Source organism: Mycobacterium paraense (assembly GCF_002101815.1).
GTDB classification, from domain to species: Bacteria; Actinomycetota; Actinomycetes; order Mycobacteriales; family Mycobacteriaceae; genus Mycobacterium; species Mycobacterium paraense.
Map to the genome: position 1 here is coordinate 49,943 of NZ_LQPM01000012.1, position 16,393 is coordinate 66,335.

The window sequence follows — 16,393 nt, forward strand, 5'->3', positions numbered from 1 at the left end:
TCCGGCCGTCGACCCCGCGAGCGGGAGGTGTGACCCCAACTCCGGGGAGCCCGGCCTACGCCGACGGGCGCGTCCAGGTTCGCGTCACCGGATCGCACTGCAGCAGGTGGCCGTCGTTGGACGTGGTCATGGCGAACACCGACGTGCTCGGCCGGTCGCAGGAGCTGCCGGAGGCGTGCACGCCCATCGTGATGGGCGCCTTGGACCACGTGTTGCCCTCGCAGACGACCTGCTCGTTGTTGGTGGGGTCGTAGGCGAGCTTGTCGACGTCGCTGCACGCCCCGCCGAGCACAGGCGCCGCGGGGTGCGAGGGTGCGGTCGAGGAGCTGATCACCTGGGTGGGATCGGCCAACGGCACGGTCGGCGGCGCGTCACCGACGCGGGTGGCGATGACGGGGACGCGCACCACGGCGCCCTGCGCGCCGCACTCGTTGGACAGGGCCGTTTGGGTCACCGTGCCGCGCAGCGTGCCGTCGGACTGCGGCGCCAGCGACCCCGCGACGGTTTCCTGCTGGGTGGCCCGCACTTGCCCGTTGGGCTGGGTGCAGCCCGCGCGCTCCTGCTGAAACCCGCCCTGCCAATAGCCGCCGACGAAGCGCAGCGCGTACGTGTGACCGCCGTCGACGGTGCTGGCGACCTGGTGGTTGGTGTCGTCGAGCTGGGTCCCGGTCGCCGCGCATCCGTTGGTGGTGCACACCGAGCGGAACGCCCACCAGCTGGTGGTCGGGCCGTCGTGGCGGATCGGGATGCCGTTGGTGGTCTGCTTGCTGCGGTCGTAGGTCAGCTGGTAGGTGCCGTTGAGCGTCGGCCCTCCGGCCCGGGCGGGCGCGGCGCTCGGCGCCGGCACGGACGGTTTCGACGCGAGGGCCGGGACGTTGGCCGGGGGGCTGTCCGGCTGAAACGAGTACAGGGTGGACCAGGTGGCGGCGATCGCGATCAGCACCGCGCAGAGCAGCGCGGTCGCCCACCGCGCCCGCGACGAAAACCGCTGGGTCAGCGCCGCCACCGACCCGCGGCGGCGCGGCGGCTCGACCGAGGTGCTGTCGTCGGCCGGCTCGACCGCGTCGTCGGAGAGCGACTCGCTGAGGGCGGCGGCGAACGCGCGGCACCGGTCGAACCGGTCGGCGGGCTGCTTGGCGAGGGCCTTGAAGAAGACGTCGTCGAGGTGCGCCAGCTCGGGGCGGTAATCGCTGAGCCGGGGCGGATCCTCGTGCAAATGCTGGCTGATCACCGCGACCGGGTTGGAGTGCTGGAAGGGCGGCGCGCCGGTCAGCAGGTGAAAAGCCGTGGCGGCCAACGCGTACTGGTCGGCCCGGCCGTCGATGTTGGAGCCCGTCAGCTGTTCGGGGGCGGCGTAGGCCACGGTCCCCACCGCGACGTTCGTCTCGGTGATACCGCTGATGTTGGCCAGGTGGCGCGCGACGCCGAAGTCCGCCAACAGGATTCGGCGTTCCCCGTACTCGGGGTGGGTGAGCAGGATGTTGGCGGGTTTGACGTCGCGGTGCAGCAGGCCGCGATCGTGCGCGTAGTCCAGCGCGCCCGCCACGGCGTGCACGATCGCGCAGACCTCGTCGATCGGCATCCCGTCCTGGTAGCGCTCCTTGACCAGCCGAGCGGCGTCGGTGCCCTCGACGTAGTCCATGGAAATCCAGAGCTGGCCGTCGAATTCGCCGCGGTCGTGGACGCCGACGATGTGCGGGTGCCACAGCGTCGCCGCCAGGTCGGCCTCCCGGTTGAACCGTTCCCGGAATTCCTGGTCCGCGGTGACCGCCTCGGCGAGGACCTTGATCACGTCGCGGCGCGGCAACCGCGGGTGCAGCGCCAGATAGACCTCGGCCATCCCGCCGGCGCCCAGCTGGCGCAGGATCGTGTAGCCGGCGAACGGCGCGCCGCTGCTCAGCGCCAGGCGCGACCCGCTGACCTCGGCGGGGGGCACCGACGCCGGCTCGGCGTTGGGCGTGGAGCTGACGGGCGGGATGCGGCGGAACAGGTGCGCGACGGTCGCCGAGGGTATCGACTCGAAGCCCGCGCGCAGGGCCTCGCGGGCCATGCGCGGATTGCTCAGCAGCCGCCGCCCGACGTCGATGCGCCGGGTCGTCCCCTTATGTCCGTCCGTCAAAGCTTGTCCCCTCCTTTAACTCCCCTCACGCTGGAATCATGCCGGATGCCGGTGGGCGACGGGTCTCAGCAGGCTATGAATGAGCTATGAGTGGCCGAACCGAAATAAAGACAAATCACAGGCGAGTCCCATGGAGACCACTCGAACCGCGGACCGATACTTGAGTATGTGACCCGACCCGCCCCGCCTGTCCTGACAATTCGGCACGACGGGTCCCAACGCTCGTTCGCGGCCGGCCACGAGGTCGTCGTCGGGCGTGACGCCAACGCCGACATGCGCATCCCGGATCCGCGGATCTCCCGCGCGCACCTCATCGTGCGGTTCGACCAGGGCCGGTGGCTGGCGATCGACAACGGCTCGCTCAACGGCACGTATGTCAACGGCTACCGGATGCCGGTGATCGACATCCACGACGGCCAGAGCATCAACGTCGGCAACCCGCAGGGACCGCGGCTGACCTTCGCGGTCGGGCCGCAGCAGGGCCAGACCAACCGGCCGCCCCAGCCCAGGCCGGCGCGGGACTCCGGGCCGCCCACGCTGGCGTGGTCCGCGCTGCCCGAGACGACCAATCCGACCGCCCCGCCGCGCGGCCAGACCGGAAGCCAGCCGCGCAGCCGGCCCGTGCCCCCCGTCCGCGGCGGTCCCCCACCGGCGCCGCCGCGCCCGATGCCGCCCAGGCAGCCGGCCAGGCCGCCGGGTCCGCCGCCGCCGCCGCGACCGCCCGGGGCGCCGCCCCGCCAGGCGCCGCCGGCCGCCCGGATCCAGACGTCGGGGATGGCGCCGGCGCAGGGGCCGCTGCGCGCCGCGGCGCCGGACCCGCTGACCGTGGTCAACGCCGAGGCGGCGGAACGGCCCGACGCGGCGCCGCCCGCGGAGTCCACCGTGATCGACGCCAAGACGGCCGACGTGTCGAACCTGGCCACCCGCTTCGTCAAGCTGCTCTCGCCGCGCATGTCGGCCGCCGCCGGCACGGCCGGCGCGATGACGATCGGCCGCGCCGCCGAAAGCGACATCGTCGTCTACGACGTCCTGGCGTCGCGGCACCATGCGACGCTGCTGCAGACGCCGCTGGGGACCGAGATCCGGGACAACAGCATCAACGGGACGTTCGTCAACGGCACGCGGGTCGGGTCGGCGATCCTGACCGACGACGACATCGTCACCATCGGCAATGTCGACCTGGTGTTCCGGGACGGCACCCTGGTCCAGCGCAGCGAGGCCGCGACGCGCACCGGCGGGCTCGAGGTGCGCAACGTCAAGTACGTCGTCGACAACGGCAAGCAGCTGCTCGACGACATCTCGCTGACCGCCCGCCCCGGGACGCTGACCGCCGTGATCGGCGGCTCCGGCGCCGGCAAGAGCACGCTGGCCAGGCTGATCGCCGGCTACACCACCCCGACGTCGGGCTCGGTGACCTTCGAGGGCCACAACATCCACACCGAGTACGCGTCGTTGCGCAGCCGGATCGGCATGGTGCCCCAGGACGACGTGGTACACCGCCAGCTCACGGTCAACCAGGCGCTGGGCTACGCCGCCGAGCTGCGGCTGCCGCCGGACACCAGCAAGGCCGACCGCGCCAAGGTGGTCGCCCAGGTCCTGGAAGAGCTCGACCTGACCAAGCACGCCGACACCCGCGTCGACAAGCTGTCCGGCGGCCAGCGCAAGCGGGCCTCGGTGGCGCTCGAGCTGCTCACCGGGCCGTCGCTGCTGATCCTCGACGAGCCCACCTCCGGCCTGGACCCGGCGCTGGACCACCAGGTCATGACGATGCTGCGCCAGCTCGCCGACGCCGGCCGCGTGGTGATCGTGGTGACGCACATGCTGTCCTACCTCGACGTGTGCGACCAGCTGCTCCTGGTGGCGCCCGGCGGCAAGACCGCCTACTTCGGGCCGCCGGACCAGATCGGCGACGCGATGGGCACCACCAACTGGGCCAAGATCTTCACCAAGGTGGGAGCCGACCCCGAGGAGGCCAACCGGCGGTTCCTGGAGCAGCGCGACGCGCAAAAGCGGCAGCAGAAGCTGGTGCCGGACAAGACCGACGAGCCGGGCGCCCTGGGCGAACCGGTGCACACGAGCGTGCGGCGCCAGATCTCGACCGTCGCCCGCCGGCAGGTCCGCCTGGTCGTCGCCGACCGCGCCTATTTCGTCTTCCTGGCGCTGCTGCCGTTCATCCTGGGCTCACTGTCGCTGACCGTTCCCGGCGGCAACGGGTTCCACGCGCCCGGCCCCAACGCCGGGACGCCCGATGAAGCCGCCCAGATCCTGGCCCTGCTGCTGCCCGCCGCCGCGTTCATGGGGACCGCGCTGACGATCCGCGACCTGGTCGGCGAGCGCGCCATCTTCCAGCGCGAGCAGGCGGTCGGGCTGTCGACCACCGCCTACCTGCTCGCCAAGACCGCGGTGTTCTGCGGGTTCGCGGTCCTGCAGTCGGCGATCATCACCGCGATCGTGGTGATCGGGAAGAGCGCCCCGACCCGCGGCGGCGTCCTGTTCGGCCATTCGACCTTCGGCGCCACCGCCGAACTTTTCGTCACCGTCGCGGCGACGTGCGTCGCCTCGGCCATTCTCGGGTTGGCCATCTCGTCGCTGGTCCGCTCCAGCGAGCAGATCATGCCGCTGTTCGTGGTGACGGTGATGGCGCAGCTGGTGCTGTGCGGCGGAATGGTCCCGGTGACCGGCCGGCTCGGGCTCGACCAGCTGTCCTTCGCGATGCCCGCGCGCTGGGGCTACGCCGCGGCCGCGTCGACGGTCGACCTGCGCAACCTGGTGCCGGGTTCGCTGGTGTCCCAGGACCGGTTCTGGGAGCACACGTCGAGGATCTGGCTCTTCGACATCGGCATGCTGGCCGCGCTGTCGCTGTTCTACGCCGGCTTCGTGCGGTGGAAGATCCGACTGAGGCGCTGAGCGCCGTTAGGGTGGGACCATCCATCCGCCGAAGCACGAGACGTTCCACCTGGTCGACCGCACCAACACCGATCCGAAGGGCATTGTGCGGGCCGTCGACGAGTACGTCGTGCGGCCGTGGGGCCTCTACCTGGCCCGCCCCACCCCCGGCCGCGCCCAATTCCACTACCTCGAGTCGTGGCTGTTGCCGCGGCTGGGCTTGCGCGCCACCGTCTTTCACTTCAATCCCGGCCATGAACGCGACCACGACTACTACCTCGATGTGGGCGAATACACACCGGGCCCCGAGGTGTGGCGTTCGGAGGACCACTACCTGGACATTGAGGTCCGCACCGGCGCCGGGGCGACGCTGGCCGATGTCGACGAACTGCTGGACGCGCTGCGCCACGGCCTGCTGACGGCGCAGGTCGCGGAGCGGGCGGTGCGGCGCGCCGTGACGGCCGTCGAGGGCTTGGCCTGCAACGACTATGACCTCTGCCGGTGGCTCGCCACCCAGGGCATGGAGCTGACCTGGCATGGGAGATAGCCGTTTCCACACCGTTTCCGGATCGTTTCCGCAAATTACCGACGGGTATCCCCATGGCATGCGCTTGAGCTTGACCGACTACCGGCGCAGACGCCGGTCCGGCGGCCGGCCGTGTTTCGTTCTCGAGCACGACGCGGCCGGCGGCGACCACTACGACCTTCGCCTCGAGATCGACGGCGTGCTGGTGTCGTGGACGATCCCCAAGGACGGGCGGATGGCCCGCCGCACCGACGACCAGCCGCTGGACGACGCCGCGGATGACGTCGCCGTCGCCGACAGCGGCACCTACGCCAATGTGACGCAGTACGAGATGGCCGAATGCCTTGAGTGTGGACATCTTTCGTTTCGGCTGAGCGGCGAGCGGCTGCACTGCTGCTACTCGCTGACCCGGGTCCGCGAGGGCGAGGAAGAGACGTGGCTGCTGATCAAGCGCAAGGAAGAGGAGGACGCCTGGTCATGACCGACCTCGCCGCGCTGCCCGCGTCCGTGCGCGCGGTGCTGCGCGACGAGCCGGTGCCCGACTGGCGGGCCCCGACGCTGGCCACCCTGACCGAGAAGCGGTTCTCCGATCGGGACTGGATCTTCGAGCGCAAATTCGACGGGATGCGCTGCCTGGCGTTCCGCGACGGCGACCGGGTGCGGCTGCTGTCGCGAAACCGCCAGCCGCTCAACGGCACCTACCCGGAACTGGTCGACGCGCTGGGCGCCCAGCACACGACACGGTTCGTCGTGGACGGCGAGGTGGTGGCGTTCGAGGGGCGGCGCACCAGCTTCGCCCGGTTGCAGGGCCGCCTGGGCATCACCGACCCCGAGGTGGCCCGTGCGTCCCCGGTCCGCGTCTTTTACTACCTGTTCGACCTGATGCACCTCGACGGCAAGTCGACCACTGACGTGCCGCTGCTGTGGCGAAAACGGCTGCTGCGCAAGGCCATTGACTTCGATGATCCGCTGCGCTGCACGGCCCACCGCGTCGGCGACGGCATCACCGCCTACCGGCAAGCCTGCGAGCGCGGTGACGAGGGGGTCATCGCGAAGCTGGCCGACTCCACGTATGACGGGCGGCGATCCCCGAACTGGTTGAAGTTCAAGTGCGTTCGCGATCAGGAGTTCGTGGTAGGCGGCTACACCGCCCCGAAGGGCAGCCGCATCGAGTTGGGAGCGCTGCTGCTCGGCTACCACGACGGCCGCGACCTGGTGTACGCCGGCAAGGTGGGAACCGGTTTCGACGAAGCCACGCTGCGCCGCCTGCACGGGCGGCTGTCGCCGATCGAGCAGGACGCCGCCCCCTTCACCCGGGGGCTGGTGCGGGAAAACGGGGCCCGCTGGGTGCGTCCGGAGCTGGTGGTCCAGATCGGCTTCAGCGAGTGGACGCGCGACGGCAAGCTGCGCCACCCGCGCTACCTCGGCCTGCGCACCGACAAGGAGCCCGCCGACGTGGTGCGGGAAACACGCTGATGGCCCGCATCGCCGTCGAGGTCACCCACCCGGAGCGGGTGGTGTTTCCCGATCCCGGGATCACCAAGCGCGAACTGGTCGACTATTACGGCGAGGTGGCCGGCGCGATGCTGCCGCACCTCAAGGGCAGGGCGCTCACCGTGCAGCGGTTCCCGCGCGGCATCCGCGAGCAGGGCTGGGTGCAGCAGGATTTCGCCGATTCGCTGCCCGACTGGATGGGCCGGGTCGAGGTCGCCAAGGAGGGCGGCACGGTGGTGCATCCCGTGGCCGAACGCCCGGAAGCGTTGCGCTGGCTGGCCAACCAGAACTGCGTCACGCTGCACGTGTGGCAGTCGCGGCGGCAGCGGCTGGACAACCCCGATCGCCTGGTCTTCGACCTCGACCCGTCCGACGGCGACTTCGGCGTGGTGCGCGCGACGGCACACGCGGTGTCCGGGGTCCTGGCCGACCTCGGGCTGGCGTGCTACGTGCAGACCACCGGGTCACGGGGTTTGCACGTCGTGACGCCCCTGCGCCCCGACGCCGACTTCGACACCGCCCGGGAATTCGCCCGCGGGGTGGCCGAGGTGGTGGCCGCCGACGACCCCGCGCACCGTACCGTGGAAGCGCGCAAGAACAAGCGCGGCGACCGAGTGTACCTCGACATCATGCGAAACGCTTACGCGCAGACCGCGGTTGCGCCGTATTCGGTCCGGGCCCGGCGGGGCGCTCCGGTGGCGACGCCGCTGGAGTGGGACGAGCTCGACGCCCGCGACCTGCGGGCGGACCGGTTCACGATCCGCGATATTCCCAAGCGGCTTGCGGGGCAACCGGATCCGTGGGCCGGCATGTACCGGCGGGCCCGCGCGTTGACGGGTCCCGCGCGGCGCCTGGCGAAGCTTCGTGCCTGAGCTGCCCGACGTGGAGGGGTTTCGCCGCCAGCTGTCCGACACGCTGCCGGGGCGGCGGATCCGGCGCGTGCAGGTCCACGATCCCGGCGTGCTGCGCAACATCGGCGCCGCGGCGCTGGGCCGGCGCCTGGACGGCCGGCGTTTCGATTCCCCACGGCGGCACGGCAAGTGGCTGATGCTGCCGACGGATGGCCCCACCCTGCTGGTGCACAGCGGGATGACGGGGCACCCGTACTACGCCGCCGGCGGTGCCGCCCGCGAGCCCTACGAACGGCTGGTGATCACGCTGAATCGAGGGGAACTGCGCTACGCCGACCTGCGCAAGCTGCGCGGGGTATGGCTGGCCGACACCGACCGGGACGTCGCGCTGGTGACGGGCCCGCAGGGCCCCGACGGCCTGGGCATCGGCCTGCCGGCGTTTCGCGATCTGCTGTCGGGCCGGCGCGGTCGCGTGAAGCCCACGCTGATGGACCAGTCGGTGATCGCCGGGCTGGGCAACCTGCTGACCGACGAGATCTGCTGGCGGGCCCGGATCGCGCCGAACCGCCCGGTCGCCGGTTTGGACGACGAGGACGTCAAGCGGCTGCACGCCGCCATGGCGTCGGTCCTGCGTACCTCGGTGCGGCACGGCCGGGTCCCGGGGTTGCCGCGGTGGCTCACCGGGGTGCGTGACGAGCCGGATCCGTCCTGTCCGCGCTGTGGCGCGCGGCTCGCGCACGGCCGGCTGGGCGGCCGGACGTCGGTGTGGTGTCCGCGGTGCCAGTCGGCGTAATGTCGGCTGTTATGGGCCCCAGCAAGCGCAGATGGATGACGATCGCCGCCCTGACCGTGGCCGCGGCCGGCTCCCAGCTAAGCCCGGCAACCGCGCGGGCGGACCTGCACAACATCACGTACCGCGCCCGTATCGACGCGTTGACTACTGGTAGTCAGGCCGCCTTCATCATCAACGGCGGTCAGACGAACACCACGAACCTTCCGTCCATGCCCGGCAACGCATTCGAGGCCAATACCGTGCTGCCGGACCCGGCGCAGGCCGGCATGCGGATTGTGCTGCATTTCCCGTACTCGGCGAACGTGCACTGCGAGATCGACGTGGACGACAACGTTTTCGCGCAGGTCGACCAGCTCGTCAAAACCTCGCCCGGAAATCCGGGCCCCAACAACGGCGTGCTGCAATGCGGAGCGCCATTGCCCGGCTAGGGCCGCCATCCGGTTGAGTCGGCCCACTCCCACGCCCGCCGGTAGGCCTCGGGGTACCACGGCTCCTTGGCGGCGACATAGGGCGAGATGTCACCGCCCCCCGCCTGTTCGGCCTTGAGCTTGACGGCCAGGTAGTCGGCGCGCGCGCCGACGTCGGCCCGCAGCCAGGAGACGAACAGCAGGGCGAATTGCTGGTTGGGCCAGCCGTCGACCCGAAGGTGCACGTTGGTCGGCCGGCCGGGGTCGGCGGAGGCGTGAATCCGCTTGTGCCACAGGGCCGGATCGTCGCTGTGATCGTAGCGCTCCACGGTGCTGCGCGCATCGTCCTTCGCGACGTCCTCGGTCAGATGCTCGATGCGTGGGTAACCGGCGGCCAGCAGCGGTTCTACGAGTTCGTCGGCGACCGCGAGCGATTCGACGGTGATCTGCATGTCGATGACGTCCTTGGCGTCCAACGCGGGCAACGCGGTGGAGCCGATGTGATCGACGCGAATCGCCCGGTGGCCGCACGCCGTTTGCAGCCGGTTGGCGATCCGCCGCGCCTGCTCGGGCCAACTCGGGTCGGCCGGCACCAGCCGCGCCGGCGCCCTGGCGATCTGGCGCGCACTCAGGTTGTGGGCGAACGGCACGATCCGGTTGTCCCACACCTCGTGCGCCCGCTGCACCAGGTCCTCGGGGCTGCCCGAGTTGTCCAGCCAGATGTCGGCGACGGCGCGGCGCTGCTCGTCGCTGGCCTGGGCGGCGATCCTCGCGCGGGCGTCCTCCTCGGGCATCCCGCGCTGGTCGACCAGCCGCCGCACCCGCACCTCGACGTCGGCGTGCACCACCACCACGAGCGGAAACAGCGGCGCCATCCCGGATTCCACCAGCAGCGGAATGTCTTCGACGACCACCGAATCGTCGGGCACCGACGCGATGATCTCCGATCGCCGCTTGCCGACCAGCGGGTGCACGATGCCGTTGAGCCGCTGGCGCGCCTCGTCGTCGCGAAAAGCCTCGGCGGCCAAGGCCGGGCGATCCAGCGACCCGTCGGGCAGCAGGATGTCGTCACCGAACGCCTCGACGAGCGCCTTGAGGCCCTCGGTGCCCGGCTGGACCACCTCGCGCGCGATGACGTCGCCGTCGACGATGACCGCGCCGCGCTTCGCGAAGGTGGACGACAGCGCCGACTTGCCGGCGCCGATGCCACCGGTCAACCCGATGCGCAGCATCAGTGAACTGGATTAGGCGTTGCCGGCGAGCTTTTCCCGCAGAGCCGCCAACTGGGCGTCGCTGGCCAGCGACCCACCGGCCGCCTTCTCCGGCGGAGCGCCGTTGCCGGGCGACTGCTCGCCACCGCCGTGGCCGGCCGCCTCGGCCGCCGCGAACTTCTCCATCTGCGCGGTGTGCATCTTGTGCCGGCGCTCGGCCTCGGCGTAGCGGGCCTCCCATTCGGCGCGCTGCTTGTCGAAGCCTTCCATCCACTCGTTGGTTTCGGCGTCGAAGCCCTCGGGGAAGATGTAGTTGCCCTGCTCGTCGTAGCTGTCGGCCATGCCGTACTTCGCCGGGTCGAATTCCTCGGTGTAGTCCTCGTTGGCCTGCTTGAGCGACAACGAGATTCGGCGGCGCTCCAGGTCGATGTCGATGACCTTGACCATCGCGTCGTCGCCGACGGCGACCACCTGGTCGGGCACCTCGACGTGGCGCTCGGCCAGCTCGGAGATGTGCACCAGGCCTTCGATGCCCTCCTCGACGCGCACGAACGCGCCGAAGGGAACCAGCTTGGTGACCTTGCCCGGCACGATCTGGCCGATGGCGTGCGTGCGGGCGAAGTGCCGCCACGGGTCTTCCTGGGTCGCCTTGAGCGACAACGAAACCCGCTCGCGGTCCATGTCGACGTCGAGCACCTCGACGGTGACCTCGTCGCCCACCTGCACCACCTCGGACGGGTGGTCGATGTGCTTCCAGGACAGCTCGGAGACGTGCACCAGACCGTCGACACCGCCGAGGTCGACGAACGCCCCGAAGTTGACGATGGAGGAGACCACACCCTTGCGGATGCTGCCCTTCTGCAGCTGGTTGAGGAACTCGCTGCGCACCTCGGACTGGGTCTGCTCCAGCCAGGCCCGGCGCGACAGCACCACGTTGTTGCGGTTCTTGTCCAGCTCGATGATCTTGGCCTCGATCTCCTTGCCGATGTACGGCTGCAGATCGCGGACGCGGCGCATCTCGACCAGCGAGGCGGGCAGGAAGCCGCGCAACCCGATGTCGAGGATCAGGCCACCCTTGACCACCTCGATGACCGTGCCCTTGACGGCCTCGTCCTTCTCCTTGAGCGCCTCGATGGTGCCCCAGGCGCGCTCGTACTGCGCGCGCTTCTTGGAGAGGATCAGCCGGCCCTCTTTGTCCTCCTTGGTGAGGACCAGGGCCTCGACCTCATCGCCGACGGAAACGACCTCGTTGGGGTCGACGTCGTGCTTGATGGAGAGCTCGCGGGCGGGGATGACCCCTTCGGTCTTGTAGCCGATGTCGAGGAGCACCTCGTCCCGGTCCACTTTGACGATCGTGCCCTCGACGATGTCGCCATCGTTGAAGTACTTGATCGTTTTGTCTATTGCGGCGAGAAAATCCTCGCTCGAGCCAATGTCGTTGACGGCTACTTGCGGCGAGGTGACGGTGGGACTCGGCATGTTGTTGGGTTGCTCCGGACAGGTTAGGTCGTAGGGATAAAACGGGATTTACCTGTCGAGGCTACTCGACAGGGCACTAGCTGGACAAACTCGGCCGCTACATGCTGACGGGAATGTAACGCCACGGCGAATTTCCGGCCGATTTTTCGCCCTCACGTTACACCGGCGGCGTTAATGCGCCGCGGCGTCCCAGGAGCGCCCGTAACCCACCGACACCTCGAGGGGCACGTCGAGCGGGTACGCCCCGCCCATCTTCTCCCGCACCAGCGCCTCGAGGGGTTCGCGCTCGCCGGGCGCGATTTCGAACAACAGTTCGTCGTGCACCTGCAACAGCATGCGCGACGCCAGCCCGGCCTCCTTGATCGCCTTGTCCACCTCGATCATCGCCACCTTGATGATGTCGGCCGCGCTGCCCTGGATGGGCGCGTTCAGCGCCGCCCGCTCGGCGGCCTCGCGCACGTTGCGGTTGCTGCTGTCCAGTTCGGGCAGGTAGCGGCGGCGGCCGAACACCGTCGAGGTGTAGCCGTCCTTGCGGGCCTGCTCGACCACGTCGTGCAGGTAGTCGCGGATGCCGCCGAATCGGGCGAAGTAGGCGTCCATCTGCTCTTTGGCCTCTTCGGTGGAGATCTTCAGCTGCGCGGCCAGCCCGTAGGCGCTCAACCCGTAGGCCAGCCCGTACGACATCGCCTTGACCCGGCGGCGCAGCTCGGCGGTGACCTCCTCGATGGGCACCCCGAACGCCCGCGAGGCGACGAACGAGTGCAGGTCCTCCCCCGTGTTGAACGCCTCGATGAGGCCCTCGTCGCGGGACAGGTGCGCCATGATCCGCATCTCGATCTGGCTGTAGTCGGCCGTCATCAGCTCTTCGTAGCCCTTGCCGACGACGAACGCGTCCCGGATCTGGCGGCCTTCCTCCGTGCGGATCGGGATGTTTTGCAGGTTGGGTTCGGTCGACGACAGCCGGCCGGTGGCCGCGATCGTCTGGTTGAACGTGGTGTGGATCCGGCCGTCGGCGGCCACCGAGTTCAGCAGCCCGTCGACGGTGATCTTGAGCCGGGTGACGTCGCGGTGGGCCAGCAGGTGTTGCAGGAACGGGTGCCCGGTCTTGTCGAACAGCGACTGCAGGGCGTCCGCGTCGGTGGTGTAGCCGGTCTTGGTGCGCTTGGTCTTGGGCATCCCGAGCTCGTCGAACAGCACCACCTGCAGCTGCTTGGGCGAGCCCAGGTTGATCTGCTTGCCGATCACGGCGTAGGCCGCCTCGGCGGCGTCGCGGATCTGGTCGCCGAACTGGCTTTGCAGCTCGCCCAGCAGCTGCAGATCGACGGCGATGCCGGCGCCTTCCATGCCGGCCAGCACCTGCTGGACCGGCAGCTCCATCTCGCCCAGCAGCGCGGTGGAGTCGATGCGCTCCAGCTCGGCGTCCAGCGCGTCGGCCAGGTCCACCACGGCACGCGCCCGCAGGATCAGGGTTTGCACGGCCTGTTCGTCGGTGCCCTCGATGTCGTCGAGCAGCGAAAGCTGTTGCTGCTCAGGGGATTCCGCGCGCAGCTCGCGGCGCAGGTAGCGCAACGACAGGTCGTCGAGGGTGAAACTGCGCTGGCCCGGCCGCACCACGTAGGCGGCGAGCGCCGTGTCGGAGGTGACGCCGTTCAGCGTCCACCCGCGGCCGGCCAGGTCGTGGATGGCCAGCTTGGCCTCGTGCAGCGCCTTGGGTTTGGCGGGATCGGCCAGCCAGGCCGCCAGCGCGGCGTCGTCCTCGGGGGTCAGCGTCGCGGTTTCGACGTAGCCACCCTCGCCGTCGGCCGCCGCGATGCCCAGGCCCGTGGCGTCGCCGCCGTGCGGCAGGTGGGTCCCTGCCACGGCCAGCCCGGCGCGGCGCCCGTTGCCGGCGTGCGCGGCCAGCCACTGCCCGACCGTGCCGGGCTCCAGCGCGCCGCCGCGCACGTCGAAGCCCTCGTCGACCTCGGGCTCGACGGCGACCAGGGTCTCGAACAGCCGGTCGCGCAGCACCCGGAACTCCAGGTCGTCGAACAACCGGTGGATCTGGTCGCGGTCCCAGGGCTGCAGCCGCAGCGTGTCCGGGGTTTGGGCCAGCGGCACGTCCTTGACCAGGTCGGTGAGCTCGCGGTTGCGGATGACGCTGGCCAGGTTCGCCCGCAGCGCGTCGCCGACCTTGCCGCGCACCGAGTCGACGTTGTCGACCAGCGCCTGCAGCGAGCCGTATTCGGCGATCCACTTGGAGGCGGTCTTCTCCCCCACCCCGGGGATGCCGGGCAGGTTGTCGCTGGGGTCGCCGCGCAGCGCGGCGAAGTCGGGGTACTGGCGGGGGGTCAGCCCGTATTTTTCGACGACCGCCTCGGGGGTGAAGCGGGTCAGCTCGCTGACGCCCTTGCGGGGATACAGCACGGTCACGTCGTCGCTGACCAGCTGCAGGGAGTCGCGGTCACCGCTGACCACCAGCACCCGGTAGCCCTCGTTTTCGGCCTGGGTGGCCAGCGTGGCGATCAGGTCGTCCGCCTCGAAGCCCTGCTCGGAGAGGACCGTGATGCCCAGCGCGTTGAGCACTTCCTTGGTGATGTCGATCTGCCCGTGGAACTCGTCGGGGGTCGACGACCGGTTGGCCTTGTATTCGGGGTACCGCTCGGAGCGGAAGGTCTGCCGCGACACGTCGAACGCCGCCGCGATGTGCGTCGGGGCCTCGTCGCGCAGCAGGTTGATCAGCATGGCGGTGAAGCCGTACACCGCGTTGGTGGTCAGGCCGCCGCGGGTCTTGAAGTTCTCGGCGGGCAGCGCGTAGAACGCCCGGAACGCCAGCGAATTGCCGTCCAGCAGCATGAGTGTCGGTTTGGTCTGTTCCTCGGTCTTTTGCGGGGTGGCGGCGGGCACGGCATTCACTCTAGGCACTTGGTGTGACGAGACCTGGCGTGCCCAAACAAGCGCTTGGTAGTGTTGTCCGGTGCCCGAGGTCACCAGCCAACAACCCGCCATCGAAGGATGGTTCGCCACCGACGAGGCCGGCAGCCCCCATCTGATCGGCAGCAAATGCCCCGAGTGCGGCACCTACGTCTTCCCGCCGCGGGAGAACAACTGCCCCAACCCGGGCTGCGCCAACGACGCACTCGAGTCGGTCGCGCTGTCGACCCGCGGAACGCTGTGGAGCTACACCGAAAACCGTTACGCCCCACCGCCGCCGTACCCGTCGCCGGATCCCTTCGAACCGTTCGCGGTCGCCGCGGTGCAGCTGGCCGACGAGGGGCTGATCGTGCTGGGCAAGGTCGTCGAGGGCACGCTGGCGGCCGACCTGAAGGTCGGCATGGAGATGGAGCTGACCACCATGCCGCTGTTCACCGACGACGACGGCGTGCAGCGCCTCGTGCACGCGTGGAGGATCGCCTCATGAGCACGCCTGAGCCCGTCTACATCCTCGGCGCCGGGATGCACCCCTGGGGCAAATGGGGCCGGGACTTCACCGAGTACGGGGTCGTCGCCGCGCGCGCCGCGCTGACCGAGGCCGGCCTGGACTGGAACCAGATCCAGTTGGTCGCCGGGGCGGACACCATCCGCAACGGCTACCCGGGGTTCGTCGCGGGCGCGACGTTCGCGCAGAAGCTGGGCTGGAACGGCATTCCCGTCAGCTCGAGCTACGCGGCGTGCGCCAGCGGCTCGCAGGCGCTGCAGAGCGCCCGGGCCCAGATCCTCGCCGGGTTCTGCGACGTCGCGCTGGTGATCGGCGCCGACACCACGCCGAAGGGCTTCTTCGCGCCCGTCGGCGGCGAGCGCAAGAACGACCCCGACTGGCAGCGTTTCCACCTCATCGGCGCCACCAACACGGTGTACTTCGCGCTGCTGGCGCGGCGGCGGATGGACCTCTACGGCGCCACGCTCGAGGACTTCGCCCAGGTGAAGGTCAAGAACTCCAGGCATGGGCTCAACAACCCGAATGCCCGCTACCGCAAGGAGAACTCGATCGAGGACGTGCTGGCCAGCCCGGTGGTCTCCGACCCGCTGCGGCTGCTGGACATCTGTGCCACCTCCGACGGCGCGGCGGCGCTGATCGTGGCGAGCAAGTCGTTCGCCGAGAAGCACCTCGGCTCGGTCGCGGGCGTGCCGTCGGTGCGCGCGGTCAGCACCGTGACGCCGCGCTACCCCCAGCACCTACCCGAATTGCCGGACATCGCAACGGATTCCACCGCGGCGGTGCCCGCACCCGAGCGGGTGTTCAAGGATCAGATCCTCGATGCGGCCTACGCCGAGGCGGGCATCGGGCCCGAGGACCTGAGCCTGGCCGAGGTCTACGACCTGTCCACCGCGCTGGAGCTCGACTGGTACGAGCACCTGGGGTTGTGCGCCAAGGGCGAGGCCGAGGCGCTGCTGCGCAGCGGTGCCACCGCGATCGGCGGCAAGGTCCCGGTCAACCCGTCGGGCGGGCTGGCCTGCTTCGGCGAGGCCATCCCGGCCCAGGCCATCGCGCAGGTCTGCGAGCTGACCTGGCAGCTGCGCGGACAGGCCACCGGTCGGCAGGTGGAAAACGCCACGGTGGGCGTCACCGCGAACCAGGGCCTGTTCGGGCACGGCTCGTCGGTGATCGTCGCGCGCTAGTCGGTCCCCCCGGTTCCAGTCAGTGTGA

Annotated in this window: 13 protein-coding genes; 9 read left to right on the plus strand and 4 right to left on the minus strand. The window is 70.0% G+C overall.

Features of this window, described 5'->3' with window-relative positions; genetic code table 11:
* Nucleotides 1-55: 55 nt before the first annotated feature.
* Entirely contained in the window at nt 56-2,050 is a 1,995-nt protein-coding gene (locus AWB89_RS11640) for a serine/threonine-protein kinase (RefSeq protein ID WP_085094764.1), read from the minus strand.
* Between the two features lie 237 nt (nt 2,051-2,287).
* Here AWB89_RS11640 and AWB89_RS11645 point away from each other — a divergent pair, with 237 nt between their 5' ends.
* The 7 genes from AWB89_RS11645 to AWB89_RS11675 all read left to right on the plus strand — a co-directional run bounded on the left by AWB89_RS11645 (nt 2,288) and on the right by AWB89_RS11675 (nt 9,097).
* Nucleotides 2,288-5,026, plus strand: coding sequence for an ATP-binding cassette domain-containing protein (locus AWB89_RS11645; protein ID WP_085173717.1), 2,739 nt, complete (start codon nt 2,288-2,290; stop codon nt 5,024-5,026).
* Between the two features lie 85 nt (nt 5,027-5,111).
* Complete coding sequence (locus AWB89_RS11650) at nt 5,112-5,552, plus strand: ribonuclease FAU-1 family protein (RefSeq protein ID WP_085173719.1); 441 nt, start codon at nt 5,112-5,114, stop codon at nt 5,550-5,552.
* Nucleotides 5,553-5,610: 58 nt separating this feature from the next.
* Nucleotides 5,611-6,012, plus strand: coding sequence for a DNA polymerase ligase N-terminal domain-containing protein (locus tag AWB89_RS11655; RefSeq protein ID WP_142282515.1), 402 nt, complete (start codon nt 5,611-5,613; stop codon nt 6,010-6,012).
* Nucleotides 6,009-7,007: a non-homologous end-joining DNA ligase gene (ligD, locus tag AWB89_RS11660; protein ID WP_085173721.1), complete on the plus strand. Its 999-nt coding sequence runs from the start codon at nt 6,009-6,011 to the stop codon at nt 7,005-7,007. Before AWB89_RS11655 ends, ligD (AWB89_RS11660) begins: the two co-directional genes overlap by 4 nt.
* Complete coding sequence (ligD, locus tag AWB89_RS11665; protein ID WP_085173723.1) at nt 7,007-7,897, plus strand: non-homologous end-joining DNA ligase; 891 nt, start codon at nt 7,007-7,009, stop codon at nt 7,895-7,897. Before ligD (AWB89_RS11660) ends, ligD (AWB89_RS11665) begins: the two co-directional genes overlap by 1 nt.
* Nucleotides 7,890-8,669, plus strand: a complete 780-nt coding sequence (locus AWB89_RS11670) for an Fpg/Nei family DNA glycosylase (protein ID WP_085173725.1) — start codon at nt 7,890-7,892, stop codon at nt 8,667-8,669. Before ligD (AWB89_RS11665) ends, AWB89_RS11670 begins: the two co-directional genes overlap by 8 nt.
* 11 nt (nt 8,670-8,680) lie before the next feature.
* Complete coding sequence (locus AWB89_RS11675; RefSeq protein WP_085173727.1) at nt 8,681-9,097, plus strand: hypothetical protein; 417 nt, start codon at nt 8,681-8,683, stop codon at nt 9,095-9,097.
* Here the strand turns inward: AWB89_RS11675 and coaE are convergent.
* The 3 genes from coaE to polA form a co-directional block, all read right to left on the minus strand.
* Complete coding sequence (coaE, locus tag AWB89_RS11680) at nt 9,094-10,308, minus strand: dephospho-CoA kinase (RefSeq protein ID WP_085173729.1); 1,215 nt, start codon at nt 10,306-10,308, stop codon at nt 9,094-9,096. The two genes, AWB89_RS11675 and coaE, sit on opposite strands and share 4 nt — an antisense overlap.
* A gap of 12 nt (nt 10,309-10,320) precedes the next feature.
* A complete protein-coding gene (gene rpsA, locus AWB89_RS11685; protein ID WP_085094748.1) occupies nt 10,321-11,766 on the minus strand; it encodes a 30S ribosomal protein S1 in 1,446 nt (481 codons plus the stop codon).
* Between the two features lie 171 nt (nt 11,767-11,937).
* Nucleotides 11,938-14,601, minus strand: a complete 2,664-nt coding sequence (gene polA / locus AWB89_RS11690; protein WP_142282519.1) for a DNA polymerase I — start codon at nt 14,599-14,601, stop codon at nt 11,938-11,940.
* A gap of 121 nt (nt 14,602-14,722) precedes the next feature.
* Here polA and AWB89_RS11695 point away from each other — a divergent pair, with 121 nt between their 5' ends.
* Nucleotides 14,723-15,166, plus strand: a complete 444-nt coding sequence (locus tag AWB89_RS11695) for a Zn-ribbon domain-containing OB-fold protein (protein WP_085173733.1) — start codon at nt 14,723-14,725, stop codon at nt 15,164-15,166.
* Nucleotides 15,163-16,365 (plus strand): lipid-transfer protein, encoded by a 1,203-nt coding sequence (locus AWB89_RS11700; protein ID WP_085173736.1) that lies wholly within the window; start codon nt 15,163-15,165, stop codon nt 16,363-16,365. The genes AWB89_RS11695 and AWB89_RS11700 overlap by 4 nt, the downstream gene beginning before the upstream one ends.
* Nucleotides 16,366-16,393: the final 28 nt, after the last annotated feature.